This is a genomic window from Modestobacter sp. Leaf380 (assembly GCF_001424485.1).
Classification (GTDB): domain Bacteria; phylum Actinomycetota; class Actinomycetes; order Mycobacteriales; family Geodermatophilaceae; genus Klenkia.
The window spans coordinates 291,734-317,706 of the sequence record NZ_LMQC01000001.1 but is presented as its reverse complement, the minus strand read 5'-3'; the positions used below and the strand labels follow the sequence as shown (position 1 = coordinate 317,706).

General features: G+C 76.4%; 22 protein-coding genes. 16 read left to right on the top strand and 6 right to left on the bottom strand.

All coding sequences use genetic code 11. The features are described 5' to 3' along the window. Window positions 1-43: 43 nt before the first annotated feature. Genes ASG41_RS24065 through ASG41_RS01460 form a run of 4 tightly spaced genes read left to right on the top strand, consistent with a single transcriptional unit; the run spans window position 44 to window position 8,160 of the window. Window positions 44-1,102, top strand: coding sequence for a hypothetical protein (locus ASG41_RS24065; protein WP_056288678.1), 1,059 nt, complete (start codon window positions 44-46; stop codon window positions 1,100-1,102). A 4-nt stretch (window positions 1,103-1,106) separates the two neighbouring features. Next, window positions 1,107-1,409 carry an MGMT family protein gene (locus ASG41_RS01470; RefSeq protein WP_056288673.1) on the top strand — a complete coding sequence of 101 codons (303 nt, stop codon included), beginning with the start codon at window positions 1,107-1,109 and terminating at the stop codon, window positions 1,407-1,409. A gap of 23 nt (window positions 1,410-1,432) precedes the next feature. Then, complete coding sequence (locus ASG41_RS01465; protein WP_235564325.1) at window positions 1,433-4,759, top strand: ATP-dependent DNA helicase; 3,327 nt, start codon at window positions 1,433-1,435, stop codon at window positions 4,757-4,759. Beyond that, the gene (locus ASG41_RS01460) at window positions 4,756-8,160 is read left to right on the top strand and encodes an ATP-dependent DNA helicase (RefSeq protein WP_082556449.1); all 3,405 of its coding nucleotides are present in this window, start codon (window positions 4,756-4,758) and stop codon (window positions 8,158-8,160) included. Before ASG41_RS01465 ends, ASG41_RS01460 begins: the two co-directional genes overlap by 4 nt. Before the next feature lie 43 nt (window positions 8,161-8,203). On the opposite strand, the gene ASG41_RS01455 is transcribed toward ASG41_RS01460, so the two are convergent. Next, window positions 8,204-9,043, bottom strand: coding sequence for an alpha/beta fold hydrolase (locus ASG41_RS01455; protein WP_056288669.1), 840 nt, complete (start codon window positions 9,041-9,043; stop codon window positions 8,204-8,206). Between the two features lie 50 nt (window positions 9,044-9,093). On the opposite strand from ASG41_RS01455, the gene ASG41_RS01450 reads away from it, so the two are divergent. The 6 genes from ASG41_RS01450 to nudC are packed head-to-tail and all read left to right on the top strand — an operon-like array spanning window position 9,094 to window position 16,911. Beyond that, entirely contained in the window at window positions 9,094-10,515 is a 1,422-nt protein-coding gene (locus tag ASG41_RS01450; protein ID WP_056288665.1) for a M20/M25/M40 family metallo-hydrolase, read from the top strand. Window positions 10,516-10,520: 5 nt separating this feature from the next. After that, a complete protein-coding gene (locus ASG41_RS24060) occupies window positions 10,521-12,233 on the top strand; it encodes a serine/threonine-protein kinase (RefSeq protein ID WP_056288662.1) in 1,713 nt (570 codons plus the stop codon). Next, the gene (locus ASG41_RS01440; protein WP_056288659.1) at window positions 12,230-13,111 is read left to right on the top strand and encodes a DUF2510 domain-containing protein; all 882 of its coding nucleotides are present in this window, start codon (window positions 12,230-12,232) and stop codon (window positions 13,109-13,111) included. The genes ASG41_RS24060 and ASG41_RS01440 overlap by 4 nt, the downstream gene beginning before the upstream one ends. Window positions 13,112-13,167: 56 nt before the next feature. After that, the gene (locus ASG41_RS01435) at window positions 13,168-14,478 is read left to right on the top strand and encodes a pitrilysin family protein (protein ID WP_056288654.1); all 1,311 of its coding nucleotides are present in this window, start codon (window positions 13,168-13,170) and stop codon (window positions 14,476-14,478) included. A 28-nt stretch (window positions 14,479-14,506) separates the two neighbouring features. Further along, window positions 14,507-15,919, top strand: coding sequence for a pitrilysin family protein (locus ASG41_RS01430; RefSeq protein WP_056288651.1), 1,413 nt, complete (start codon window positions 14,507-14,509; stop codon window positions 15,917-15,919). After that, window positions 15,916-16,911: an NAD(+) diphosphatase gene (nudC, locus tag ASG41_RS01425; RefSeq protein ID WP_056288648.1), complete on the top strand. Its 996-nt coding sequence runs from the start codon at window positions 15,916-15,918 to the stop codon at window positions 16,909-16,911. The genes ASG41_RS01430 and nudC overlap by 4 nt, the downstream gene beginning before the upstream one ends. Window positions 16,912-16,944: 33 nt before the next feature. On the opposite strand, the gene ASG41_RS01420 is transcribed toward nudC, so the two are convergent. The 3 genes from ASG41_RS01420 to ASG41_RS01410 form a co-directional block, all read right to left on the bottom strand. Beyond that, on the bottom strand, window positions 16,945-17,505 hold the full coding sequence (locus ASG41_RS01420) for a uridine kinase (RefSeq protein ID WP_235564322.1): 561 nt from the start codon (window positions 17,503-17,505) through the stop codon (window positions 16,945-16,947). An 83-nt stretch (window positions 17,506-17,588) separates the two neighbouring features. Continuing rightward, window positions 17,589-18,236: an ANTAR domain-containing protein gene (locus tag ASG41_RS01415; protein ID WP_235564320.1), complete on the bottom strand. Its 648-nt coding sequence runs from the start codon at window positions 18,234-18,236 to the stop codon at window positions 17,589-17,591. A gap of 104 nt (window positions 18,237-18,340) precedes the next feature. After that, the gene (locus ASG41_RS01410; protein WP_235564318.1) at window positions 18,341-18,604 is read right to left on the bottom strand and encodes a mycoredoxin; all 264 of its coding nucleotides are present in this window, start codon (window positions 18,602-18,604) and stop codon (window positions 18,341-18,343) included. A gap of 137 nt (window positions 18,605-18,741) precedes the next feature. Here ASG41_RS01410 and ASG41_RS01405 point away from each other — a divergent pair, with 137 nt between their 5' ends. The 5 genes from ASG41_RS01405 (at window position 18,742) to ASG41_RS24055 (ending at window position 22,376) form a co-directional block, all read left to right on the top strand. Then, window positions 18,742-20,769 carry an ATP-dependent DNA helicase UvrD2 gene (locus ASG41_RS01405; protein ID WP_235564317.1) on the top strand — a complete coding sequence of 676 codons (2,028 nt, stop codon included), beginning with the start codon at window positions 18,742-18,744 and terminating at the stop codon, window positions 20,767-20,769. A gap of 174 nt (window positions 20,770-20,943) precedes the next feature. After that, window positions 20,944-21,249: a hypothetical protein gene (locus ASG41_RS01400; RefSeq protein ID WP_056288640.1), complete on the top strand. Its 306-nt coding sequence runs from the start codon at window positions 20,944-20,946 to the stop codon at window positions 21,247-21,249. Between the two features lie 154 nt (window positions 21,250-21,403). After that, window positions 21,404-21,742: a WhiB family transcriptional regulator gene (locus ASG41_RS01395; protein WP_235564310.1), complete on the top strand. Its 339-nt coding sequence runs from the start codon at window positions 21,404-21,406 to the stop codon at window positions 21,740-21,742. Then, window positions 21,739-21,993 carry a hypothetical protein gene (locus tag ASG41_RS01390; protein WP_157518895.1) on the top strand — a complete coding sequence of 85 codons (255 nt, stop codon included), beginning with the start codon at window positions 21,739-21,741 and terminating at the stop codon, window positions 21,991-21,993. The genes ASG41_RS01395 and ASG41_RS01390 overlap by 4 nt, the downstream gene beginning before the upstream one ends. Before the next feature lie 215 nt (window positions 21,994-22,208). Further along, a complete protein-coding gene (locus ASG41_RS24055; RefSeq protein ID WP_200938669.1) occupies window positions 22,209-22,376 on the top strand; it encodes a hypothetical protein in 168 nt (55 codons plus the stop codon). A gap of 30 nt (window positions 22,377-22,406) precedes the next feature. On the opposite strand, the gene ASG41_RS01380 is transcribed toward ASG41_RS24055, so the two are convergent. After that, the gene (locus tag ASG41_RS01380) at window positions 22,407-23,729 is read right to left on the bottom strand and encodes an AarF/ABC1/UbiB kinase family protein (RefSeq protein WP_056290077.1); all 1,323 of its coding nucleotides are present in this window, start codon (window positions 23,727-23,729) and stop codon (window positions 22,407-22,409) included. Between the two features lie 71 nt (window positions 23,730-23,800). Beyond that, complete coding sequence (locus ASG41_RS01375; protein ID WP_056288630.1) at window positions 23,801-24,883, bottom strand: ThiF family adenylyltransferase; 1,083 nt, start codon at window positions 24,881-24,883, stop codon at window positions 23,801-23,803. 407 nt (window positions 24,884-25,290) lie between these two features. Here ASG41_RS01375 and ASG41_RS01370 point away from each other — a divergent pair, with 407 nt between their 5' ends. Continuing rightward, entirely contained in the window at window positions 25,291-25,971 is a 681-nt protein-coding gene (locus ASG41_RS01370) for a M48 family metallopeptidase (RefSeq protein WP_235564308.1), read from the top strand. Window positions 25,972-25,973 lie beyond the last annotated feature (2 nt).

The window sequence follows — 25,973 nt, the reverse complement described above, 5'->3', positions numbered from 1 at the left end:
TACGCTGCGTGGCGGCACACGTCCCCAGCTGGAGGTCACACCCATGAGTCAGCCGCCCTTCGGCGACAACCCCCACGGCCGCCCGGCCGGTGGTCAGCCGCCCTACGGGCAGCCCGCTCCCGGTGGCGACCAGCCCACCGAGGTCTTCGGCCAGCAGGGCCCCGGTCAGCAGGGCCCGGGTCCGCAGGCACCTGGCCCGCAGGGCGGGTGGGGTCAGCAGCCGACCCAGCAGTTCGGCCAGCAGCCCGGCCAGTCCGGTCAGCCGGCCCCGGGCGGTCAGCCCCCGACCCAGCAGTTCGGCCAGCCCGTGGGCGGCTACGGCATGCCGGGCCAGCCCGGCCAGCCTGGACAGTTCGCGGCGCCCGGCTACGGCGGCCCCGGTGGACCCGCCGGGCCCGGCGGTCCTGGTGGTCCCTACGGCGGTGGCCCCCAGGGCCCCGCTGGTGGTGGTGGCAAGCGGAACCTGGTCATCGCCGGCGTGGCCGGGCTGGTCGTGGTCATCGCGGTCGCGGCGCTGCTCTTCTTCACCCTCGGCGGTGACGACGACCCCACCCCGGTCGCCGACCCGACCACGTCCTCGGCCGGCACGACGAGCGCGTCGCCGTCCTCGGAGTCGTCGTCGAGCAGCTCGTCCTCGAGCTCCTCGGCGCCCACGTCGGACGGCGACGACGAGCTGATCGCCCAGCTGCCTCCGGACTTCTCCGACTGCGTCGCCGGTGACCTGCCCTCCGACGGTGCCACCGCGGCCGCCGACTGCGGCCCGGCCGACACCCAGCCCGGCCCCTCGGGGGCGAGCTTCTACCTGTACCCGGACCAGGGCACCCTGGACTCGGTGTTCCAGGCCGACGCCTCCGGCCAGGGCCTGCAGCCGATCGCCGACGGCCAGGACTGCACCACCACGACCGGCAGCGGCACCTGGGTGCGCGGCACCGTCCCCGGTGGGCAGATCGCCTGCGGCATCGCCGACAACGGCAGCGTCTACCTGATCTGGACCGACGACGAGTTCCTGGTCGAGGGCCTGGTCCAGACCCCGGGCACCTCGCAGACCGAGGTCGCCGACCTCTACAACTGGTGGCTGGAGAACAGCGACTACGTCGGGTGACCCGGTGACCGGCCCGTCGGCGGACGTCGACGAGGCGGTCTTCGACGCGGTCGAGGCGATCCCGCCCGGTCGGGTCAGCACGTACGGCGCCATCGGGCGGCTCGTCGGGGTGGGTCCCCGGCGGGTCGCCCGCGCGCTGTCCCAGGGCGGTGCGGCCGTGCCCTGGTACCGGGTGGTGCGGGCCGACGGCACCGCGGCGGAGCCGGTCCGGGTCCGTCAGCTGGAGCTGCTGGCATCCGAGGGCGTGCCGGTGCGCGGGAACCGGGTGGACCTGGCTGCGGTGGGCTGGCCCGACCCGGGACGATGACCTGCGGTGACACCGGACTGTCGGTGGCGCGTGGTCTGATCGACGACGTGGCAGCAGGGGGCACGACGACGACGGCGGCACCGACCTACCGGTTGGTGCGTGCGCCGGCGCCCGCTGCAGCCCGCCCGGTGCTGGACCCCACCCAGCAGGCGGTGGTCGACCACGCCGGGGGGCCGCTGCTGGTGCTGGCCGGCCCGGGCACCGGCAAGACGACGACGGTGGTAGAGGCCGTCGCCGCCCGGATCGAGGCCGGGCTGGACCCCGAACGCGTGCTGGTCCTGACCTTCAGCCGCAAGGCTGCCGCCGAGCTGCGCACCCGGATCACCGCCAGGGTGGGACGCACCATCCGCGAGCCCGTGGCCCGCACCTTCCACTCCTACGCCTTCGGCGTGCTGCACCGGGCGGCGGCGCTGCGCGGGGACCCGCCGCCGCGGTTGCTGACCTCCGCCGAGCAGGACCTCACCGTGCGTCGCCTGCTGGCCGGGGACGCCGAGGACGACGGGGTCCGCTGGCCCGAGGACCTGGCTCCGGCCCTGGGCACCGCGGGGTTCCGCCGTGAGCTGCGTGAGCTCGTGCTGCGGGCGACCGAGCGGGGGGTGGGTCCCGAGCGGCTGGCCCAGCTGGGTCGGGAGGGCGACCGCCCGCACTGGGTGGCCGCGGCCCGCTTCGCCCGCCAGTACGACGACGTCACGTTCCTGGAGACGGCCTTCGGCGGGTCGGGCAGCGGCTACGACCCCGCGGAGCTCGTGCGTGAGGCCATCGAGGAGCTGCGCTCGGACGACGCGCTGCTGCGGGCCGAGCAGGAGCGGGCGAGCTGGCTCTTCGTCGACGAGTACCAGGACACCGACCCGGCGCAGGTCGAGCTGCTGCGGCTGTTGTCCGGCGGCGGCCGGGACCTGGTCGTCGTCGGCGACCCGGACCAGGCCATCTACGCCTTCCGCGGGTCCGAGCCGCGCGGGATCGCCGAGTTCACCGACCGGTTCCGGCACGCCGACGGCCGGCCGGCCCAGCGGCTCTCCCTGGGGGTCTGCCGCCGGTCCGGTGCCGAGCTGCTCGCCGTCAGCCGGCGGGTCGCCGAGGGGCTGCCCGGGCCCTGGGAGCACCGCCGGCTCGCCGCGGGGGACGCGACCGCCCCCGGCGCCGCCGAGGTGCACGTCTTCGACACCCCCGCCGTGGAGGCAGCCCACGTCGCGGACACCCTGCGCCGGGCCCACCTGTTGGACGGGGTGCCGTGGTCGGGGATGGCCGTGGTGGTCCGCAGCTCGGTGGCCCTCGGTCCCCTCCGGCGCGCGCTGACCCAGTCCGGGGTCCCGGTCGCGGTCTCCGCGGACGACCTGGCGCTGGCCCAGCAGCCGGCCGTGGAGCCGCTGCTCGCCGTGCTGCGGGCACTGCTCCCGGCCGGCCGGGACCAGGCCCGGCCGGTCGCGGCCGCGCCCGACGGCACCGAGGTCCCCGACGCGGCCCCCGACGCCGGTGGCCCTGTCGTGAGGGAGACCGGGCCGACCGAGACCGGGCTGACCGAGACCGGGGCCGAGGCACTGCTGGCCTCCCCGCTGGGCGGGGCCACCGTGCTGGACCTGCGCCGGTTGCGCCGGGCCGCCCGCCGCGAGCTGGTCGCCCGGGGGGTCGACCCCGCCGAGCGGGGTGCCCCGCTGGCCGACCTGCTGGCCGATGCCACGCTGCTGGACGCGCTGCCCGAGCCGGTGGCCCGACCGGCGCTGCGGGTCGCCCGGGTGCTGGCCGCCGGCCGGGTCGCCCTGCTGCGGGAGGGCTCGGCAGAGGACGTGCTGTGGGCGGTCTGGCAAGCCAGCGGGCTGGGACCGAGGTGGGCCGCCGCGAGCGCCGCCGGCGGTCCGCCCGGTGCGGTCGCCGACCGGGACCTGGACGCCGCCGTGGCGCTCTTCGACGCGGTGGCGGCGTTCGTGGACCGGCTGCCCGGCGCCACCGTCGCCGACTTCGTCGACCACTTCGGTGCCCAGGAGCTCCCCGGGGACGGCGGTGCCGCCCGCGCACCGGCGGGGGAGACCGTCCGGCTGCTCACCGCGCACGCCTCGAAGGGGCTGGAGTGGGACCTGGTGTGCGTGGCCGGGGTGCAGGAGGGCGTGTGGCCCGACCTGCGCACCCGCGCCAGCCTGCTGGGCGCCGAGGACCTGGTCGAGGTCGTCGCCGGCACCGACGCCGCCAGCCTGGACCGGCGCACGCTGGCCCTGGCCGAGGAGCGGCGGCTGTTCTACGTCGCCGTCACCCGGGCCCGCCGGCGCCTGGTGGTGACGGCCGTCGACGGTGGCCTGGAGGGGGCCGACGCCGGCGCGAACGCCTCGCGCTTCCTCGACCTCGTCGTCCCGCCGCCGGTCGGGGAGGGCGGCGTGGCCGACGGCAGCCGACCGCACACCCCCCTGCCGCGCGCGCTGACGCTGCCGGCCCTGGTCGCCGAGCTGCGGCGGGCCCTGACCGACCCGCTGACCCCGGCGTCGCGCCGGTCCAGTGCGGCCGCGCTGCTGCGCCGGCTGGCCGAGGAGCGGGTGCCCGGGGCGGACCCGGCGTCCTGGTGGGGCCTGGCCCCCCTGTCCGACGACGCGCCGCTGGTCGACCCCGGTGAGGTCGTCCGGGTGCGGCCCTCGGCCATCGACACCTTCCAGCGCTGCCCGTTGCGCTGGGTGCTCGGCGCGGTCGGTGCCGAGGCGTCCCCGGAGACCACCCGCACGGTGGGGTCCGCGGTCCACGACGTCGCCCAGCAGGTCGCCGACGGGCTGCCGGCCGCGCAGGCGTCCGACGTCCTCGCCGGGGAGCTGGACCGGCTGGACCTGGGCCCGGGCTGGTTCGACCAGCGCCAGCGGGACCGGGCCCAGGAGATGCTGGCCAAGTTCCTGGCCTGGCACGCCCGCGGCGACCGCGAGCTGGTCGCCGCCGAGGAGGACTTCGACGTGACCGTGGGCCGGGCCCGGCTGCGCGGCCAGGTCGACCGGCTGGAGCGGGACGGGGCCGGGCGCCTGGTCGTCGTGGACCTCAAGACCGGCAAGACCGCGCCGCGCACCGTGGAGGAGCACGGGCAGCTGGCCGCCTACCAGGTCGCCGTCGCCGAGGGCGCGTTCGCCCAGCACGGCACGGTGCCCGGTGGAGCCTCCCTGCTGCAGGTCGGCGGGTCCCAGAAGGCGGCCAAGGAGCACGTGCAGTCCCCGCTGCCCGAGGACGTCGACCCGCGCACGACCTGGGCGGGGGAGCTGGTCGCCGGGGTCGGCGACGGCATGGGGGCGAGCACCTTCGAGGCCCGCACCGACACCGACTGCGAGCGCTGCTCCTTCCGGCGCAGCTGCCCGGTCCAGGAGTCCGGCCGGCAGGTGACCCGGTGACCCCCCGCAACGGCACTGTCGACGGGCAGCTGTCCTTCGACCTGCCCGGGGCGGTGCCCGCCCGGGTCGCCGAGGTGCCCGAGCTGCTCGACCCGGCCGAGGTGGCCCGGCGGTGCGGGCTGTCCTACGCGCCCTCGCCCGAGCAGGCCGCCGTCGTCCAGGCCCCGGTGGACCGGCCGATGGTCGTGGTGGCCGGCGCCGGGTCGGGCAAGACCGAGACGATGGCCGCCCGGGTCGCCTGGCTGGTGGCCAACCAGCTCGTCGCCCCCGAGGCGGTCCTGGGGCTCACCTTCACCCGCAAGGCCGCCAGCGAGCTCGGCGCCCGCATCCGGCTGCGGCTGACCGCGCTGGCCGAGCACCCCGACACCGACCCGGGGCTGCGCGAGCGGCTGGGCGTGGCCACGCCCACGGTCGCTACCTACCACGGGTACGCCGCCGGGATCGTCGCCGAGCACGGCCTGCGGATCGGCGTCGAGCCCGGTGCCGGGGTGCTCGGCCCGGCCATGTGCTGGGGGCAGGCCGCGACGGCGGTGGCCGCCCACACCGGGGACATGAGCGACGTGGCACTGGGTCTGGTCACCACCACCGAGGACGTCCTGCAGCTGGCCGCCGAGCTGGGGGAGCACGACGTGAGCCCCGACCGGCTGCGTGCCTGGACGGCGCAGCTGGAGCACCAGGTCCGGTCCTACCCGGACGCGCCGCGGAAGAAAGGCGCCTACGCCGACGTGCTCAAGGTGCTGGGCCGGCAGCGTGCCCGGGTCGCACTGCTGCCCGTGGTCGAGGCCTACGAGGCGCGCAAGCGGGCCGCCGGGGCCATCGACTACGCCGACCAGGTCGCCCACGCGGCCCGCGCGGCGACCAGCTCGCCGGAGGTCGGCCGCCGGGAACGGGCCCGCTGGCGGGTGGTGCTGCTCGACGAGTACCAGGACACCTCGGTGGGCCAGCTCCGGATGCTCGAGGCCCTCTTCGGCGGGGACGCCCACCACCCGGTGCTGGCCGTCGGTGACCCCCGGCAGTCCATCTACGGCTGGCGGGGGGCCTCCTCGGGGACCATCGAGCGGTTCCCGCGCACCTTCCCCGGCGCCCCCGACCGGCGCGCCGAGCGGCTCACCCTGTCCACCAGCTGGCGCAACGACGAGGCCGTGCTGGCGATCGCCAACCGGGTCGCCGCCGACCTGCCCCAGCCCGAGCACGCCGACCCGCTGCCCGACCTGACCGCCGCGCCGACGGCCGGACCGGGCCGGGTGCACGTGGGCCTCTACGAGACGATCGCGGCGGAGACCGCGGCGCTCGCCGACCGGCTGGCCGCCGAGTGGCACGGTCCGGCCGCGGCCGGTGACCGCCCGGAGGGGGTACAGGCGACGGCGCACCGCCGTCCGACCATCGCCGTGCTGGCCCGCCGCCGGGCCCAGCTGCCCGGCATCGCCGCCGCGCTCCGCGAGCGGGGGCTGCCGGTCGAGGTGGTGGGGCTCGGTGGGCTGCTCGACGTCCCCGAGGTCTCCGACGTCGTCGCCACCCTGACCGTGCTCGTCGACCCCACCGCCGGGGACTCCCTGGGCCGGCTGCTGACCGGTGCCCGGTGGCGGATCGGGCCCCGGGACCTCGCCGCCCTCGAGGCCCGCGCCCGGCAGCTGGTCCGCGAACGCCGGCCGGAGCCCCTGGCCGGGGGAGCCGACGGGCCGGTCCTCGAGGGTCCGGTGGTGGAGCTCGCCCCCGAGCGGGGCAGCATCGTCGAGGCCCTCGACGACCTCGGCCGCCCCGACACCTACTCGGCCGACGGCCACCGTAGGCTCCGCCGTCTCGGCGCAGAGCTGGGTCAGTTGCGCACCCGGCTGGGTGAGCCGCTCCCGGACCTGGTGGACGAGGTGGTCCGCACGCTGGGTCTGGAGACCGAGCTGGCCAGCCACCCCGACGCCAGTCCCGGCGGCGCCCGCACCCACCTGGACGCGCTGCACACCGTGGCCGCCCAGTTCGCCGACCTGGCCGAGCTGCCCTCCCTGCCGGCCTTCCTCGGCTACCTCTCCGACGCCGAGGTCCGCGAGCGCGGTCTGGAGCCCGGCGAGGTGGCGGTCAACCCCGAGGCGGTCCAGCTGCTCACCGGGCACTCGGCCAAGGGCCTGGAGTGGGACGTCGTCGCGGTGCCCGGGATGACCGTCGGGCAGTTCCCCAGCAAGTCCGACACGTCGGACTCCTGGATCAACGACCCGGGCGCCGTGCCCGTCGACCTGCGGCTCACCGACCGGGAGGACCTGCCCCGGCTGCACCTGCCGGTGCCCGGCTCCGGGGACCAGTCCGTCGTCCGCGACGCCCTGGGCGAGTACGTGGCGCAGTGGAAGGAGTTCGGGCTCTCCGAGGAGGTCCGGCTGGGCTACGTGGCGGTCACCCGGGCCAAGCGCCTGCTGCTGTGCTCGGGCAGCTGGTGGCGGGACGGGGTCAAGCCCAACGGCCCCTCCACCCTGCTGCAGGCCGTGCGGGAGGCCGTCGAGGTGCTGGCCGACAGCGGCCGGGGCGTCGTCGACGTGTGGGAGCCCGCGCCGCCGGAGGACGCCGCCAACCCGGCCCTGGCCGAGTGGCCGGTCGGGGTGTGGCCCGCCGACCCGCTGTCGGCCAACCGCCGACGGGCGCTGACCGCGGCGGCCGAGCTGGTGACCGCCACCCGGGCGCACCCGCTGGGCGAGCCGGGCCTGGGCGCGGTCGAGGACCCGGTGGTCACCGACTGGGTCCGCGACGCCGAGCTGCTGCTGCGGGAGCGGGCCGAGTCCGGCCGCGGCGCCACCGAGGTGGCGCTGCCGGCGCACCTGTCGGTGTCGGCGCTGGTGTCCCTGCGCCGGGACCCCGCCGAGCTCGCCCGCCGGCTGCGCCGTCCGATGCCGGCGGCCCCGGCACCGCTGGCCCGCCGGGGCACCGCGTTCCACCTGTGGCTGGAGCAACGGTTCGGTGCGTCCCGGCTGATCGACCTCGACGAGCTCCCCGGCTCCGGGGACGCCGCGGCCGCCCCCGACGAGACGCTCACCGCGCTGCAGGAGGCGTTCCTGGCCAGCCCCTGGGCCGACCGGCAGCCGGTCGACGTCGAGGCCCCCTTCGAGACCCCGCTGGGCCCACTGACCCTGCGCGGCCGCATCGACGCCGTCTTCGCCGACGGCCACGGCGGCTACGAGGTGGTCGACTGGAAGACCGGACCGGTCCCCGGTCCCACCGAGCTGGCCGCGGCGAGCGTGCAGCTGGCAGCCTACCGGCTGGGCTGGTCGCGGCTGGTCGGCCTGCCGGTGGACCGGGTCAGCGCCGGGTTCCACCACGTGCCGGCCGGGGTCACGCTGCGTCCGGTCGACCTGCTCGACGAGGCCGGCCTGCTGGCCCTGGTCGAGGGTGCCGACGACGGACCGGCGGAGCCGGCGCGGTGAGCGCAGGCGGGCGACTCAGGCCGGGGGACTCAGGCCGGGGCACTCAGGCCGGCGTGCCCGCCACCCGCTCCAGCACGGCCCGGGCCAGGTCCTCCGGGGCGTGCTCGGGCACCCAGTGCGACACCCCGGGGAGCTCCAGGAACCGGTAGTCGCCGGTGACCTGGTCGGCGCAGGCCTCGGCCGCGGTGCGGCCGATGGCGACGTCGGCGTCGCTCCACACGTAGGTGGTGGGCACGCCGACCGGGTCCACCGGGGTGCCCGAGCTCATCTGCCGGTACCAGTCCAGCGCCGCGGTGAGCGCCCCCGGTGCGGACAGGTGGGCCACGTAGGCCTCGACCGCCTCGGGGTCCACGCCCTCCAGCAGCCGGCGCAGGCGGCGTGCGTCGTCCTCGAGCAGCACCCGCTCGGCCTTGCCCTCCTGCCAGAAGAGCTTGATGTAGGCCGACCGTTCCTTCTGCTCCGGGTCGGCGCGGTAGGCCAGCGTGTAGGCCGTGGGGTGCGGCACCGAGACCGCGGTGAGCGTGCGCACCCGGTCGGGGTGCCAGCCGGCCAGCGCCCAGGCGACGTTGGCGCCCCAGTCGTGCCCGACGACGTCGGCGACCGGCACGTCCAGCGCCGTCATCAGGTCGGCGGTGACCTGCGCCAGGGAGGTGAGGGCGTAGGCCTCGGACTCCTGGGGGCGTGCGCCGGGGGAGTAGCCCAGCTGGTCGGGGGCGTAGGTCCGCAACCCGGCCCGGGCCAGCAGCGGGGTGACGGCCGCCCAGCTCAGCGAGGTCTGCGGGAAGCCGTGCAGCAGGAGCACCGGCCGACCGTCCGGGGGACCGTCGGTCCGCACGTCGAAGGTCAGGTCGCCGACGTCCACCTGCAGCTGTCCGGGGGGCATGGCGCCGAACGTAGCCCGGCCGTGTCGCACCGGCGCGTTACGGTCGCGGCGTGAGCAGCAACGCCGAACGCGACTTCGTCACCGCCCACCTCGAGGACCTGCACGCCGACCTCGACGCCTGGTTGCGGATCCCCTCGATCTCGGCCGACCCGGCACGGGCCGCCGACGTGGACGCCAGTGCCCGCTGGCTGGCCGAGGCCCTGCGGCGCACCGGCTTCCCCACCGTCGAGGTGTGGGAGACCGCCGGGGCCCCCGCCGTCTACGCCGAGTGGCCCTCCGCGGACGCCGGTGCGCCCGTCGCGCTGGTCTACGGCCACCACGACGTGCAGCCCGTCGACCCGGAGGAGGCCTGGACGCACCCGCCCTTCGAGCCCACCCGGGTGGAGACCCCGGCCGGCCCCGAGCTGCACGCCCGCGGCGCGATCGACGACAAGGGCAACGTCGCCTTCCACCTGCTGGGCATCCGCGCCCACCTGGCCGCCACCGGCCGGGACACCCCCGCCGTCACCGTGAAGCTGCTGGTGGAGGGCGAGGAGGAGTCCGGTTCGCCGCACTTCGTCGAGCTGCTGCGCGAGCGCCGGGACCGGCTGGACTGCGACGTCGTCGTGGTCAGCGACACCGGTATGGCCGCCCCCGACGTGCCCAGCGCCGTCACCGCGATGCGCGGGCTGGCCGACGCCGAGATCACCCTGCGCGGCCCCGGCGTCGACCTGCACTCGGGCTCGTTCGGCGGCGCCGTCCCCAACCCGCTGCACGCGATGGCCACGCTGCTGGCCAGCCTGCACGACGACACCGGCCGGGTCACCCTGCCCGGGTTCTACGACAGGGTGCGCCCGCTGACCGACCGGGAGCGCGAGCTGATGGGCCGGGTGCCCTTCGACGAGGCCGCCTGGCTGGCCGGTCCCGCAGCATCCCGCGCGGCCACCGGCGAGGCCGGGTTCTCCACGCTGGAGCGGGTCGGGGCCAGGCCCACGGCCGAGGTGAACGGCGTGTGGGGCGGCTACACCGGCCCCGGCCACAAGACGATCGTCCCCGCGGAGGCACACGCCAAGGTCACCTTCCGCCTCGTCGCCGACCAGGTGCCCGCCGACCTCGCCGAGCAGGTCCGGGCCTGGGTGCAGGCCAACACCCCCGAGGGCATCGAGGCCGACGTGCACGTCCCGGCCGGCGGCGTCAGCCCCTGCGCCAGCGACCTGGACCACCCGGCCATGGACGCCCTGCTGCGCTCCATCGGCCAGGCCTTCGACGTCCCCGCGGACGACGTCCTCTTCACCCGTGAGGGCGGCAGCGGACCCGAGGCCGACCTGGTGGCCGCGCTGGGCGCCCCGCTGCTCTTCCTGGGCGTCGGCCTCCCCACCGACCGCATCCACTCCCCGAACGAGCGGGTCCTGCTGCCCATGCTGTACCGCGGGGCCGAGGCGACCGCGCACCTGTGGCGCGAGCTGGCCACCATCCCGCTGCCGGCCCGCTGACGACCGTGGAGCAGGGTGCGCAGTTCGGTCCCTACCGGGTGCTCGGGGTGCTCGGGCGGGGCGGCATGGGGGAGGTGCTCCGGGCGCACGACGCCGAGCACGAACGGGACGTCGCGCTCAAGGTGCTGCACCCGCAGTGGGCCAGCGACGAGTCCTACCGCGAGCGCTTCCGGCGCGAGGCCCGGGTCGCCGCCCGGCTGCGCGAGCCGCACGTCGTCCCGATCCACCGCTACGGGGAGATCGACGGGCGGCTGTTCCTGGACATGCGGCTGGTCGAGGGCGAGGACCTCGCCTCGCTGCTGCGCCGCACCGGGCCGCTGGAGCCCGCCCGCGCCGTCGACGTCGTCGGTCAGGTGGCCCGGGCGCTGGACGCCGCGCACGCCGACGGCCTGGTGCACCGGGACGTCAAGCCCTCCAACATCCTGCTCGTGGCCCGCCCGGACGGCCGGGACCTGGCCGGCTCCGCCCCCGGGGACGACTTCGTCTACCTCGTCGACTTCGGCATCGCCCGCACCGTCGACAGCTCCACCGGGCCCTCGCTGACCGCCACCGGGCTCACCGTCGGCAGCACCGAGTACATGGCCCCCGAGCGCTTCCTGGGCAGCCAGCTCGGTGCCGGGGCCGACGTCTACTCCCTGGCCTGCGTGCTCTTCGAGGCGCTCACCGGCGAGCGGCCCTTCCCCGCCGCCGACGCGGCCAGCCAGATGTACGCCCACGTCAACACCCCGCCACCGCTGGTGAGCTCGCTGCGCCCGGGTGTCCCCGACCTGCTCGACGGCATCGTCGCCCGCGGGCTGGCCAAGGACCCCGGCGAACGCTGGACGTCGGCCGGCGGGATGGCCGCCGCCGCCCGGGCCGCGCTGAGCGTGAGCGGCGTCGAGGTGCCCCGCCCCGCCGAGGCACCCCCCGGCGGGCCGATCGAGGGCACCGCTCCCACGACGATCGGGCTCACCGGCGGTCCCGGCGACCGTCCCGACACCCGGGTCCGGCCGCTGCCCGGGGCGACCGCCGTCGGACCGCCGCCGGGTGGGCAGAGCGCGCCGCAACCGCCCGCCGGTCCGCCGCCCTTCCCGGGTGCACCACCGTGGGCCGGCGGGGGAGGGCCGGGGGCCGCACCCCGGCCGGCCCGCCGGACGCCCTGGGCGTGGGTCGCGGTGGCCGTCGTCGCCCTGCTGGCCGCGGTCGCCCTGGCCGTGCTGCTGGTGGTCACCGACCGCCGCGCCGACGAGGCCCGCTCGGCAGCCGACCGCGCGCAGCTGCAGCTGCTGGAGGTCGGGCTGCCGGCCGACGTCGACGCGGGGGACTGCCCGGCCACCGGCGGCACCGACGGGGCGCTGCTGGCCCTGGACTGCGGCAGCAGCGACACCGAGGACGGGCCCACCTCGCAGACCTACCAGCTGCTCGCCTCGCCCGCGGCGGCCGCAGCGGAGTTCGAGGCCGACGTCGCCCGGCGCGAGCTGCCCCAGCTGGACGGCGACGACGACTTCGCCTGCAGCAGCTCCGACGGCGACCAGGGCTGGGTGCGGCTGCTCGACTACGACGACCAGCCCATCGGTCGGTTGTCCTGCTCGGTGGAGGAGGACCGGGACACCGTCGTCAGCTGGACCTGGGACGACCGACCCGGCTTCTCCACGGTGAGCCTGCGCGGCGGGGACACCGACGGGGTGACGCGGCTGATGTCCTGGTACCGCGACAACGCCGACCGGGCCGAGCTGTGACGTCCGGCGGGTCCGGCGTCGCACCGGGCTGGTACCCCGACCCCGACGGCGGTCCCGGCCTGGTCCGCTGGTGGGACGGCGCCACCTGGTCCGACGTCACCACCCCGGCCGGGCCGGGTGTGGCGGTGGGCACCGCGTTCGGCCCCGGGCCGCAGCGGGCCGCCCCGGCTCCGGTCTGGACGCCGGCGCCACGGTCCTCCACGGGGCGGACGCTCGCGATCGTGCTGGGCGCGGTGGCCACCGTCGTCCTGCTGGTCGTCGTGGTCGTGCTGGTCGGGCGGGGCGCCGGCGGGGGAGGGGTCGCCCAGCCCACCGCCGGTCTGGGCGGTGGCCCCACCGCGACCGGTCCGACCTTCGCCCCGGGCACCGTGCAGATCGTCGACCCCGACGCCGGCATCGCCTACCCCTTCCTCGGCGAGGGCTGGTACGAGTACGTGATGGGCGTGCCGCTGGAGACCACGGCGGTGCGCGGGCAGTACTTCGTCACCCAGGACAGCGTCCCCAGCGGTGACCAGTTCATCGCCCAGATCACCTCGGGACCGGTCGCCGCCGGGTACGGCTGGGCCGGTCCCGGCTCGCTGGCCGCGACCACCCAGGCGGTGGCCGACAGCGCCCGCGGCAACTACTACCCGGCGCCCAACGAGATCGAGGTGCTCCGCGACGAGGACCTCACCGTCGACGGCGCCCCCGCCCACCTGTACGAGTTCGTGCTCAGCTGGGACGTCGAGGGCTACGAGGCCAGCGGCGAGCGCGCCGCGATGCTGGTCGTGGACACCGGCCGCCCCGCGCCCGCGCTGCTGTACCTGTCCATCCCCAACACCCACGCCGAGCTCTACGGCGTCATCGACCGGGTCGTCGGCGCGGTCGACGTCCTCTGACACCGGTGTCCGACGGGCGGGCAGCAGCTGTCGTACCCCGCGACTAGGGTCGGGACGTGACCTCAGCCGGTGCCGATCTGACCCTGCGGCACCCGGTGGAGCGGTTCACGCTCGACAACGGGCTGCGCGTCGTCCTCGCCCCCGACCGGAGCGTGCCGGTCGTCGCGGTCAGCGTCTTCTACGACGTCGGGATGCGCTCGGAGCCCGAGGGCCGCACCGGCTTCGCGCACCTGTTCGAGCACGTCATGTTCCAGGGGTCGGCGAACGTGCCGAAGATGGAGCACGCCCGCCTGGTGCAGGCGGCCGGCGGCTCCTTCAACGGGTCCACCCACCAGGACTACACGAACTACTACGAGGCACTGCCCGCCGAGGCCCTCGAGCGCGCGCTGTTCCTCGAGGCCGACCGGATGGCCGCCCCGGCGATCACCGAGGAGAACCTCCGCAACCAGATCGACGTGGTGAAGGAGGAGATCCGGGTCAACGTGCTCAACCGGCCCTACGGCGCCTTCCCGTGGCTGCAGCTGCCGCAGATCGCCTTCGAGTCCTTCGCCAACACCCACGACGGGTACGGCTCCTTCGTCGACCTGGAGTCCTCCACCGTCGAGGACGCGCAGGACTTCTTCCACCGCTACTACGCCCCGGCCAACGCGGTGCTGTGCCTGGGCGGTGACCTCGACGTCGCCGAGACCGAGCGGCTGGTGCGCCGCTGGTTCGACCCGGTGGCCGCCCGCCCGGCCCCGCCCACGCCCTACACCGGGGAGCCCTCGCCCACCGGGCCGCGGCACGGCGTGGTCGTCGACCGGCTCGCCCCGGCCCCCGCGGTCGCCGTCGCCTGGCGGGTGCCCGACCCGGTCGGGGACCTGGACACCTACCTGGGCACGGTGCTGCTGTCCGAGCTGCTCAGCGAGGGCGACGCCTCCCGGCTGGAGCTGCGGTTGGTGCACCGCGACCACCTGGCCGTCGCCCAGTCCTCCTACGTGGGCCTGTTCGGGGACCCCTTCGACGTCCGGGACGCCACCACGCTCACCACCCAGGTGCACCACCCGGCCGACGTCACCCCCGAGCGGGTACTGGCCGCGGTGCACGAGGAGGTCGAGAAGATCGCCGTCGACGGCGTCGGGCGCGAGGAGCTGACCCGGGTCCAGGCCCGCACCAGCGCCCAGCTGCTCCGGCAGGCCGACTCCGTGCTCGGCCGCACCCTGGGCTTCGCCTCCGCCGAGCTGGTGCACGGCCGGGCCGAGCTCGCCGGCGAGCTGGCCGCCCGGCTGGCCGCCGTCACCCCCGAGGCCGTCCAGCTCGCCGCCCGCGGGCTGCGCCCGGACACCGCCGCCGTGCTCGAGCTGCGGACCGGGGACGGCGCCGCGTGACCCGCACCCACCCCACCGGAGGACACCTGTGAGCGCGCCCGTGCTCGACCTCTCCCTCGTCCCGCCGCTGGGCGAGCCCCGCCCGCAGCCGGTCCCGCAGGTGCACGAGACGACGCTGCCCAACGGGCTCCGCGTCGCCGTCGTGCCCCGCGCTGGCGTCCCGCTGGTCGAGCTGCGGCTGCGCATCCCGTTCGCGGCCACCACCGCGCGGGCCGCCGGCACCCACGTGGCCCGCACCTCGGTGCTGTCCGGCGCGGTGCTGCTGGGCACCGCCGCCCACGACCAGGTGCAGATCGCCCAGCTGCTGCAGGCCGAGGGCGCCGAGCTGTCGGTCTCCTCCGACCCCGACCGCCTCCTGCTGGGGACGACGATGCTCCCGGCCGGCCTGCCGGCTGTGCTCGGCGTCCTGGCCGAGCTGCTGACCCGGGCCACGTACCCCGAGGCCCAGGTCGCTGCTGAGCGCGCCCGGGTGGTCGAGCGGATCGGCATCGCGAAGTCCCAGCCCGGCGTCGTCGCCCGCACGGCCCTGGCCACCCGCCGGCACGGCGTGCACCCCTACGCGGTGCAGCTGCCCGACCCGGCGCTGGTCTCCGCCGTCACCCCGGCCGCGCTGCGCAAGCTGCACCGCGAGCGGCTGCTGCCCGCGGGCAGCACGCTGACCCTGGTCGGCGACGTCGACCCGGCGAGTGCCGTCGAGGCGGTCGCACACGCCCTCGGTGAGTGGACCGGTACTGCCGGGCAGACCGGGGTCCCGCCGCTCACCGAGCTGCGGGTGGGCCCGCTGCAGCTGGTGGACCGACCCGGCGCCGTGCAGTCCAACATCCGCCTCGGCGGTCCGGCACCCGGCCGCACCGACCCCGAGCTGCCCGCGCTGCGGCTGGCCAACATGGTCTACGGCGGGTACTTCTCCTCCCGGCTGGTGGAGAACATCCGCGAGCGCCGCGGGTACACCTACAGCCCCCGCAGCTCGGTCGACCACCTGGCGGCGGGGTCCTCCTTCGTCGTGGAGGCCGACGTCGCCACCGGCGTCACCGGGCCGGCGCTGCTGGAGACCACCTACGAGCTGGGCCGGATCGCACTGGTGCCGGTCACCGAGGCCGAGCTCGAGGGGGCCCGCCGCTACGTGCTGGGCACGATGGCCCTGGCCACCGCGACCCACGCGGGGCTGGCCAGCACGCTGTCGGCGCTGATCGGTGCCGGGCTGCCCGCGGAGTGGCTGGCCGAGCACCAGGCCGCGCTGGCCACGGTCACCCTCGAGGAGGTCGCAGCCGCGGCCCGCCGCCACATGCACCCGGCCGGGCTGACCGCCGTGGTGGTCGGCGACGCCGAGCAGGTCGCCGAGCAGCTGCGCGCGCTGGGCCCGGTGGAGGTCACCGCCTCCGCCGTGCGCCCGACCACCACCACGCGCGCCACCACCACCGAGTCGACGGAGCCCTCGTGACCGTGCCCCCCGGCGGCAGCGACGCCGCCGACAACCCGACTCCCGCCCTGGGTGAGCACCCGCCGACCGAGACCCCGGCCGACGACGCCGTGTGGCTGACCTCGACCGGTTCCTCCGGCGCCGAGGTCCCGGTGCTGTCCCGGGTGGCGCACGACCGCGGGCACCTGGACCGGCTGCTGGACGACCCGGCCAAGGGCCGCCCGGTGCGGGTGCTGACCATCGACGAGAAGCGCCAGGTCCCGGTCCGGGAGGGCGACGGGGGTCCCGAGCTGCTCTGGGACACCCAGCCGGAGTTCCCCACCGGCGGCATCTACCTCGGGGTCGCCGACGACGTGCCCTACGCCGTGGTCCGCGGGCCGCGTTCGCTGACCATCAGCGGCACCCCGGTGGACAGCTGGTCCGGGCTGCGCGAGGTCGGCTCCGACCTCGGCGACCGTGACGCGGGCCTGCTGGCCCAGGCCGTCGGCATCGTCGAGTGGCACGAGCGCAACCGGTTCAGCCCCTACACCGGCGCCGCCACCACCATCGAGAAGTCCGGCTGGACCCAGCGCGACCCCACCACCGGCCAGGAGGTCTTCCCGCGCACCGACCCCGCGGTGATCATGCTGGTCCACGACGGCGGTGACCGGTGCGTGCTGGGCCGCCAGGCCGTGTGGCCGGCCGGTCGGTTCTCCATCCTGGCCGGGTTCGTGGAGCCTGGGGAGTCCGCCGAGGCGGCGGTCGCCCGGGAGGTCGCCGAGGAGGTGGGGCTGGAGGTCACCGACGTCCGCTACGTCTCCAGCCAGCCCTGGCCCTTCCCGCAGTCGCTGATGCTGGGCTACGTCGCGCGCGCGGTCACCACCGACCTGCAGGTCGACCACGACGAGATCGAGGAGGCGCGCTGGTTCACCCGGGACGAGCTGCGCTCGGGTGCCGGCCCCGCGGCACTGCCGCCGCCGGTCTCGATCGCCCGCCACATCGTCGACCGCTGGGTGGCCGGCGAGTTCTCCTGAGCCGGCCTGTCCCGGGGCGCCCGGAGGGGTCGCTCAGGCGCTGAACCGGCCCTGGAGCACCAGGGCCGGGCGGTCGGCGTGGTCGGCCAGCACGACGGCGTCGGCCCACGCCGTGGGGTCCACCTCGTCGTCGTAGCGGTCGAAGGCGGGCAGCTCCCAGGCCTGCTCGGGCGGGGTCCGCCGCCGGCGCGCGGCCGCGCTCACCCGCAGGTGCACCACGACGTCGAAGGCCAGCCCCACGCCCTGCAGCAGCGACCCGGGCACGAGCACCACCCCGGGCGCGGGCACCCGGGCGGCCCGGGTGGCCCGGTCGCGCTCGGCGTCCCACAGGCGGGGGAGGACGTCACCGGGACCGCCGGGACCCACCCGGTCCAGCACCTCACGGGCCAGCGCCCGGGTGTCCAGCCAGTCGGTGTAGCGTGCGTCGGGGTCGGTCCGCCCGTGCTCCAGCCGGGTCGAGGCCGGCCGCAGGAAGCCCTCGGCCGGGACCACGGTGCACGGTCTGCCCAGCGCGGGCAGCCGTCCGGCGACGGCCTCGGCGAGGTCACGGGGTCTGGCCACGTCGGGACCGTCCAGGGCCACCCGCAGGGCCACCGCGCCGTCCTCGGCCGGGGTGTCGGCGAGCAGGACGGCGAGCCGGTCGGCCAGCGCGTCGGGGGTGAGCGGGAGCGGGTTGGTCAGCGCTCACCCTCGGCGCCCACGTGCCGGCCGCGGTTGCGCTCCACCCGACGGGACCGCCCGGACGGGGCCACGACGGCGTCACCGGGCACTGGTGGGGCGGGCACGGCGGGAGCCGCGGTGAGGCTGTCGAGGACCTCGCGGGCCAGGTCGTGCACGGCGCGGCCCTCGGAGCGGGCCTGCCGGCGCATCTCCTCGAAGGCCTCCCGCGGTGTGCTGCCGCTGCGGGCGGCCAACACCCCGATGGCCCGTTCGGTGGAGACCCGGGTGGCCAGGGCGTGCTCCAGCTGGCCGACCGTCCGCTGCAACGCGGCGATCTGGGCGTCACGCGGGTCGGCGGCCTCGCCGTCGGTGCTCCCGCGAGCGGCGCGGCGGGCGTCCCGGCCGGGCTCGGGGGAGGCGCCGAGGTCCTCGGCGATCAGGTCGGCCAGGCTCATCGCCTCGACCAGGTCCGCGGTGTCCTCGGCGCCGGCCGGGGTCAGCACCGCCCAGCCGCGGGTCGTCCGGGTCACCACGAAGGCAGGCTCACCGGCCGCCGTCCGGACGACGTCGTCGCCGGGTGCCGGGTGCCGGCCGCCTCGTGTGGTGCCGGACGTCGCGGGTGGTGCGGCGCCGGTCAGCTGGGGGTCGACCGGACTGCTCGCCACCACGTCCTCCTGGGGTCTCCGCGACCCGGGTGGCCGTGGGGGCACGGGTCCCCCACGGCCCGCACGGGGACGATCATCGCCCGCGGAGGGCCGTGGGTGCGGGATCACGCGCCGGACAGCCCCGACAACTGGGTCTTGACCTGGTCGATGCTCGGGTTGGTCAGGGCGCTGCCGTCGCGGAAGACCAGCGTGGGCACGGTCTGGTTGCCCCCGTTGGCCTTCATGACCAGCACGGCGGCGTCCTCGTCGGTCTCGATGTTGACCTCGGCGAACTCGATGCCCTCGCGCTGCATGAGCTTCTTGAGCCGCACGCAGTAGCCACACCAGGTGGTGGTGTACATCGTCACGGCTGCGGTCGCTGCGCTCACTGGGGGATCCTCCAACGTCGGTGCGGACGACGGCCACTCGGGGCCCTCGCGGGTGCGTGGTGACGCACCCATGCACCAACGTGCACCCCCGGGGGATGCTTCCCCGTCCCGTCGGACCCGACTGGGACACTGCGCACGTGGGTGGCGCAGGAGTGGTCGGGACCGACGAGCGGCAGGGGCCCACGGGCGCGGAGGCGGTCCTCGCGGGCCTGGACGAGCAGCAGCGGGCTGCGGCGGCCGCGGTGACCGGGCCGGTGTGCATCCTGGCCGGCGCCGGGACGGGCAAGACCCGCACGATCACCCACCGCATCGCCTACGGCGTGCACGCCGGGGTCTACGTGCCCGAGCAGGTGCTGGCCGTGACGTTCACCGCCCGGGCCGCCGGCGAGCTGCGTGGGCGGCTGTCGGCCCTGGGCGTGGGCGGTGTGCAGGCGCGGACCTTCCACGCCGCGGCGATGCGCCAGCTGCGCTACTTCGCCCCCCGCGTGCTCGGTGGCCCGATGCCCGAGCTGGTGGAGAACAAGCTGCGGCTGGTCGCCACGGCAGCCACCCGGCACAAGCTGTCCACCGACCGCACGGTGCTGCGTGACCTGGCGAGTGAGATCGAGTGGGCCAAGACCACGCTGGCCACCCCGGACGACTACCCGGCGCGGGCGAAGGCGGCCGGCCGCGAGGCGCCGTTCGAGCCGGCCGCGGTGGCCGCGGTCTACGCCAGCTACGAGTCGGCCAAGAGCCGGGACGGTGCGCTGGACTTCGAGGACCTGCTCCTGGTGACCGCCTACGCCCTGGAGGAGCACCGGGACGTCGCCCGGGAGGTGCGCGGCCAGTACCGGCACTTCGTCGTCGACGAGTACCAGGACGTCAACCCGCTGCAGCAGCGCCTGCTGGACGCCTGGCTGGGGGGCCGCGCCGAGCTGTGCGTCGTCGGCGACCCGCACCAGACCATCTACTCCTTCACCGGTGCCGACCCCGACCACCTGCTCGGCTTCGCCGACCGCTACCCCGACGCCGAGGTGGTGAAGCTGGAGCGCGACTACCGCTCCACCCCGGAGGTGGTCGGGCTGGCCAACCGGGTCATCGGCATGGCGCCGAAGCGGCGTGGCCTGCCCGGGCTCCGGCTGCTGGGCCAGCGTGCCGCCGGCCCGGAGCCGCGCTTCCTGGAGCACCCCGACGAGCCCACCGAGGCCGCCGCGGTCGCCGCCGCCTGCCGCGAGCTGGTCGACGGGGGACTGCCGGCCGCGGAGATCGCGGTGCTCTTCCGGATCAACGCCCAGTCCCAGGTGTACGAGTCCGCGCTGGCCGATGCCGGCGTGCCCTACGTGCTCAAGGGCGGCGAGCGGTTCTTCGAGCGGCCCGAGGTGCGCGAGGCGGTCCTGCTGCTGCGCGGTGCCGCCGCCGGCCGGGACGACGGCCCACTGGTCCCCACCGTGCGCGACGTGCTGGCCTCCACCGGCTGGGTGGAGCACCGCCCGCCGCCCGGCGGGGCCGCCCGGGACCGGTGGCAGTCGCTGTCGGCGCTGGTCGACCTGGCCGTGGACCTGGTCTCCGAGCAGCCCACCCTGGACCTGGCCGGCTTCGTCACGCACCTGGCCGAACGAGCCAACGCCCAGCACGCACCCACCGTCCAGGGCGTGACGCTGGCCTCGATGCACGCGGCCAAGGGCCTGGAGTGGGATGCCGTCTTCGTCGTCGGCCTGGTCGACGGGGTGCTGCCGATCGCCCAGTCGCTGGCCCGCCCGGAGGCCGTGGAGGAGGAGCGCCGGCTGCTCTACGTCGCGATCACCCGGGCTCGCGAGCAGCTGACGCTGTCCTGGTCCCTGGCCCGCAACCCGGGGGGACGGCGGTCCCGCCCGCGCAGCCGCTTCCTCACCGGCATCGCCCCGGAGCAGGTGTCGGCACGCCGGGACAAGCCGGTCCAGCGGGCCGTCGTCGCGCTGGAGGGCGCCGCGGGCGAGCTGCTGGAGCGGCTGAGGGCCTGGCGCGGGGAGACCGCGGCGGCGGCCTCCGTGCCGGCCTACGTGGTCTTCAACGACGCCACCCTGCAGGCCATCGCCGAGACCCGGCCCTCCTCCCTCACCGAGCTGGCCGCGCTGCCCGGGATCGGCAGCCGGAAGCTGGAGATGTACGGCCCGGACGTGCTCGCGGCGGTCGGCTCCGACGACTGAGGTCGGAGCCTCCGGAGAACACCGCGTTAATTGCGTTGACCCCCCTGCGGGGCGCCCCCTAACCTCCTGTCCACGCCCTCCGGTGACGGAGAGCACGCACCACCGTCCGAGCAGCACCCGCACCCGGGACCGGCCCACCGGCTGGTCCCCGAGCCCCGAGAGGAGGGGTCCCTGATGAACACGTCGACCGTGATGACGTCGCAGACCCCGTTCCAGGCCGGGGTCCTCGTCGTGCGTGGCGCCCGCGCTGCCCGCGGTGTCGTCAGCTGGTTCCTGCCCGGTACGGCATGCCCCGCAGTCCCCCACGTCGGGACCGGTCTGCCCGCTGCCCTCCGGCTGCGCCCCCTGGGTGTCCCGATGACCGGCCTGCCGATCGGCGTCGAGACCGCCGGCGAAGCCGCTGCCTACGACGCCACCAGCAACGCCACCACCAACACCACCCCGGGTGACCTGCCCCCGGGAGGACCGCCGAGCGACTAGCTCGGACGGCCCTCCCAGAGGCCGCGGAACCCGGAGCACCACCCGGGATCCGCGGCCTCTGTCGTTGCGCCAGAGCCGCCGATCCCACCGACCTCCCGGTCGGCGGGACCTCCGTCGACCGGACACGGCACGACGGAGACGAGGAGGAACGGCCGTGCAGCACACGATCGAGCGACCGGCGCCCAGGCTGCGCCCCGGGCTCGACGGACCGCACGCACCAGCCGACGGCAGGACCCCGGGTCCTGCTCACCGGGCCGATCGGACGGCACTGCCCTGCCGGGTCACCGACCCCGAGCTGTGGTTCGCCGAGGCACCGGCCCGGCTGGAGGAGGCCAAGGCGCTGTGCGCGGACTGCCCGCTCCGGGTGGCCTGCCTGGCGGGGGCCCTGGACCGGGGCGAGCCCTGGGGCGTCTGGGGCGGGGAGATCTTCGACCACGGGGTCGTCATCGCCCGCAAGCGCCCGCGGGGTCGTCCCCGCAAGGTGGCCGCGTGACCGACGCCGCCAGCACCCGCCCGGGGACCGGCACCACCGAGGACGTAGGACCGAGAGGAGGAGCCGTGGAGATCGACCGCACCGACCCCTGGGACGGCACGCTGTACCTGGCGCGCCGTCACCAGGCCGCGCTGTGGGCCGATGACGACGCGGCGGCACGCGCCCGCCGCGTCGTCGCCGCCCGGCGCTGGGCCCGCCGGGCCGAGCGCGCGACCCGTCGCGCCGCGCGCGCCAGCGCGGCCGTCCGGTGAGCCCGTGGTGACCCGCCGGCCCCGGCGACACCGGCGCGCCGGAGGACTCCCGGCACGACCGGACCCGGCGAGACCGCGCCCGGCCCGGGAACGCAGCACGACCGGCACCCGGGACGACCAGACGCGGCACCACCACACGCGGCTCCACCCGTCGGCCACGACGGTGGGGCCGCGTGTGCCGTGTCCGCGGCGCACCGGTCGGGCACACTGCCGGGATGGCGGTCGAGGAGTCGACGTGTCGACTCTGCGGTGCACACGGCACCCGGGCCGAGGTGGCCCTGGGCTGGTCACGGGAGACCGACCGGGACGGCGTGGTCACGGCACTGTGCGCGGCCTGCGCCCGGCGGCACGTCCGCGAGATCGAGTGCCGGCTCGACCCGTGAGCAGGACCGGTCACCGAGGAGCCGGGGTGCTCACTCCCGGAAGCCGGGCAGCCACTCCTCGATGACGCTGCGGAAGTCGCCCTCGGCGTCGAGCTGGCACAGCACCCCGATGGAGCCGATCGTCACGCGGTGGATGAGCAGGTAGGACGGCGGCAGGTTGAGCTGGCGGCCCAGCCGGCTGACCTCGCTGCGCGGGTCGCCGACCCTGGTGGCCTGCTCCTGCATCCACGCCCGGGTGAACCGGAAGCGGTGGCTCCCGACCGGCTCGAGCAGGGGCAGCAGGTAGTCCAGGACGCTCTGCGCGTCGACGTCGACCCCGGGCCGGACGAACCCCTCGGCCCGCAGGTCGGCCAGCACCTCGTCGGCCTTGCCCTCCAGCGCCCAGCGGACCAGTCGACCGATCGGCTCGGGGTAGCCCTCGGGCAACCGGGCCACGGCGCCGAAGTCGATGACACCGAGCCGGCCGTCGTCCAGCAGCCGGTAGTTGCCCGGGTGCGGGTCGGCGTGCAACAGCCCGGCGCGCGGGGGCCCGGAGAAGTGCAGCGTGGACATCAGCAAGCCCGCGCGGTCGCGCTGCTCACGGGTGCCACCGTTGATGATCTTGGACAGCGGGGTGCCGTCCATCCACTCGGAGACGATCACCTTGGGGGCGCTGGCCACGATCCGCGGGACGGCGATCTGCTCGTCACCGGCGTAGGCGGCGGCGAAGGCGCGCTGCGCGTCGGCCTCCATGCCGTAGTCCAGTTCCTCGACCACCCGGGCCTTGAGCTCGGTGATGAGCGGCTTGACGTCCATCCCCGGGAACAGCACGCCGAACATCCGGGCGAAGCGGGAGAGCTGGTTCAGGTCGGCCATCAGCGCGGTGGCCGCACCCGGGTACTGGATCTTCACCGCGACGTCGCGGCCGTCGCGCCAGGTGGCCCGGTGGACCTGACCGATGCTCGCCGCGGCGGCCGGGGTGTCGTCGAAGTGGGCGAACCGGCTGCGCCAGCTGCCGCCCAGCTGCTGGGCGAGGACCGCGTGCACGGTCCGCACCGGCATCGGCGGGGCCTCCTCCTGGAGCTTGACCAGCGCCTCCCGGTAGGGGGCGGCCATCTCCTCGGGCACTGCGGCCTCGAAGACCGACAGCGTCTGGCCCAGCTTCATCGCCCCGCCCTTGAGCTGGCCGAGCACGGCGAAGAGCTGCTCGGCGGTGCGCTGCTGCAGCTCGGCCGAGACCTCCTCGGCCGACTGGCCCGAGAGCCGCTTGCCGATGCCCAGCGTCGCCCGTCCCGCCGCACCCAGGGGCAGCGAGGCCAGTCGAGCGGTCCGCGACACCGAGCCGCGTGGGATTCCCCGTCCGGTGTCCGTCACGCCCCCAGTGTCCCTGTTCTGCACGTCCGGTGTCGGGTGCGTGCGGTCCGGCGGTGCCGGGGGGCGCCCGGTCACCGCCGCGCGGGCCGGCACGGGCAGTCCGGGTGCGGGGGCCAGGCACGGCGGTGGGGGAGCAGGTCGGGGGCGTGCAGCTCCAGGACGGCGTCCACCACGACCGGGCCGGGCTCGCCGTCCAGGTGGGCGAGGACCTGACCCGCCGCGGTCAGCGCCGTCGCCAGGCAGGCCGCGCTGGACCCGCTGCCCGGGGACGGTGACCGGTCCGGGCCGGCGGCGGGCCCCTCGCGGAGCTGGGCGGACACCCGGGACCAGGCCGGGTCCTCGTCCCGCCGGGTGGCCTCCGCGCACCGCAGGCAGCCGGTCAGGCCGGGCACGACGAGCGGGCCCACCACGCCGGTCTCCCCGCGCACCGTCGCGACCAGGTGGGCCACCCCGTCGCGCTGCAGCACCCCGTGCAGCGGGTCCAGGGCGGCCCACGGGTGGCACAGCACCACCAGGTCCGGCACCCGGCCGGCGGGCGGGGGGCGCAGGTCGGCGTGCGGTGCCACCCGCCGGACGGCGTCGGCGGCCGCCAGGGCCCGCGGGCGGCCCTCGTCTGCGGCGCCCAGCCCGCCGACCCCCGTGTCCTCGGCACGCACGGTGCCCCGGTCGCGCACGTGCACGCGGCCGACTCCGGCCGCGGCGAGCAGGCCGGCCAGCGGGACGCCGACCCGGGTCGCGCCCTCGACGACCACGACGGCGCCCGCGCGGTCACGCCACCGGCCGCCACCCCGGGACGCCAGTGCCGTCGGCAGCTCGAGCAGGACACGGGCCCGGTCGGCGGGACCGGGTGCGGCGGCGAGGAGGTCGGCGGGGGACACCTCGGTGGTGAGTCCCGCGGACCGCAGCTCGTGCAGGACGTCGTGCACCAGGTCGGCGGGCAGCCCCTCGGCCAGCGCCCCGGCGTGCACCGCGCGGACCGTCCGCGACCCGTCCAGGGAGCGCAGCAGCCGGGACAGCCCGGCGCTCGTGCCGGGGTCGACCGGGCCGACCCGCAGGCCCGGCCCGCCGTCCGCGCCGCCCACCTGCAGGCAGTCGCCGTCCAGCCGCAGCAGCGGGGTGGTCGGCGGCAGGAGCGGGTGGGCGCTGTCGGTCACGCCGCGAGGGTGGCACCTGGGGGCGCATCGGCCGGTCCGTCGTCCACAGGCGGCCAGCACGACCACGGTGCGTGACATCGTCCGAGCGGATCGTCGTCGACGCTCCGGCGAGCGGTCGCGGCACCGGGGTCTCCCGGGCCCCCGGAAACCCACAGCCTGTGGACGGGCCTGTGGACACGGTGGGGAGTGCTCGGCGTGGCGCTGTGCACGGCCCGGGGACGACGGCCCGCCCGCCGGCCCCGCCCGGGGCCGTACCCCTGCTGGGCAGGGGCAGACGCCCGTCCGGGCCTGTGGACGACCCATGAGCGGACCGGTCCGGTGCCGGATGTCCACCGACGGTGTGCACCTGCACACGACCGGGTGTCCAGCGTGTGGGCGCACGGCCCGACCGCGGTTACCGTGCGTGCGTGCACCCCGGTCCCGCCTCGCCCTCCGCCGTCCCGCCGACGGCTCCCGCCGCCCTGCGCGGTGCAGACGCGGGGGTCACCAGCGGCCGGCGCGGCACCCGGGGGGCCGGCGCGGGCGCGCACGGCAGCCCGGCACACCCCGGGGACCCGGGGCACGCGGCCGTGGAGGTGCGCCGCAGCCACCGCAGGCGCCGCACGGTCACCGCCTACCGCCAGGAGGGCCGGACCATCGTGCTCATCCCGGCCTCGTTCAGCGCGGCCGAGGAGCGGCGCTGGGTGGCCCAGATGGTCGCCAAGCTGGAGACCCGGGAGGACCGCCGGCGCCGGACGCTGGGCAGCGACGAGGACCTGATGGCCCGCGCCCGGGTGTTGTCGCAGGCCCACCTGGGCGGCGTGCTGCCGGCCAGCGTGCGGTGGGTGGACAACCAGAACCGCCGATGGGGCTCCTGCACCCCCGCCGACCGCACCATCCGGCTGTCCAGCCGGCTGCGCGGGATGCCCGAGTACGTCGTGGACTACGTGCTCGTCCACGAACTCGCGCACCTGCTCGAGCCCGCCCACGACGACGCCTTCTGGGCGCTGGTGGGCCGCTACCCGCGTGCGGAGCGGGCGCTGGGCTTCCTCGAGGGCGTGGAGTCCCGGCTCGGTGCCGCCCCCGCGGACGGGGACGACACCGACTGAGC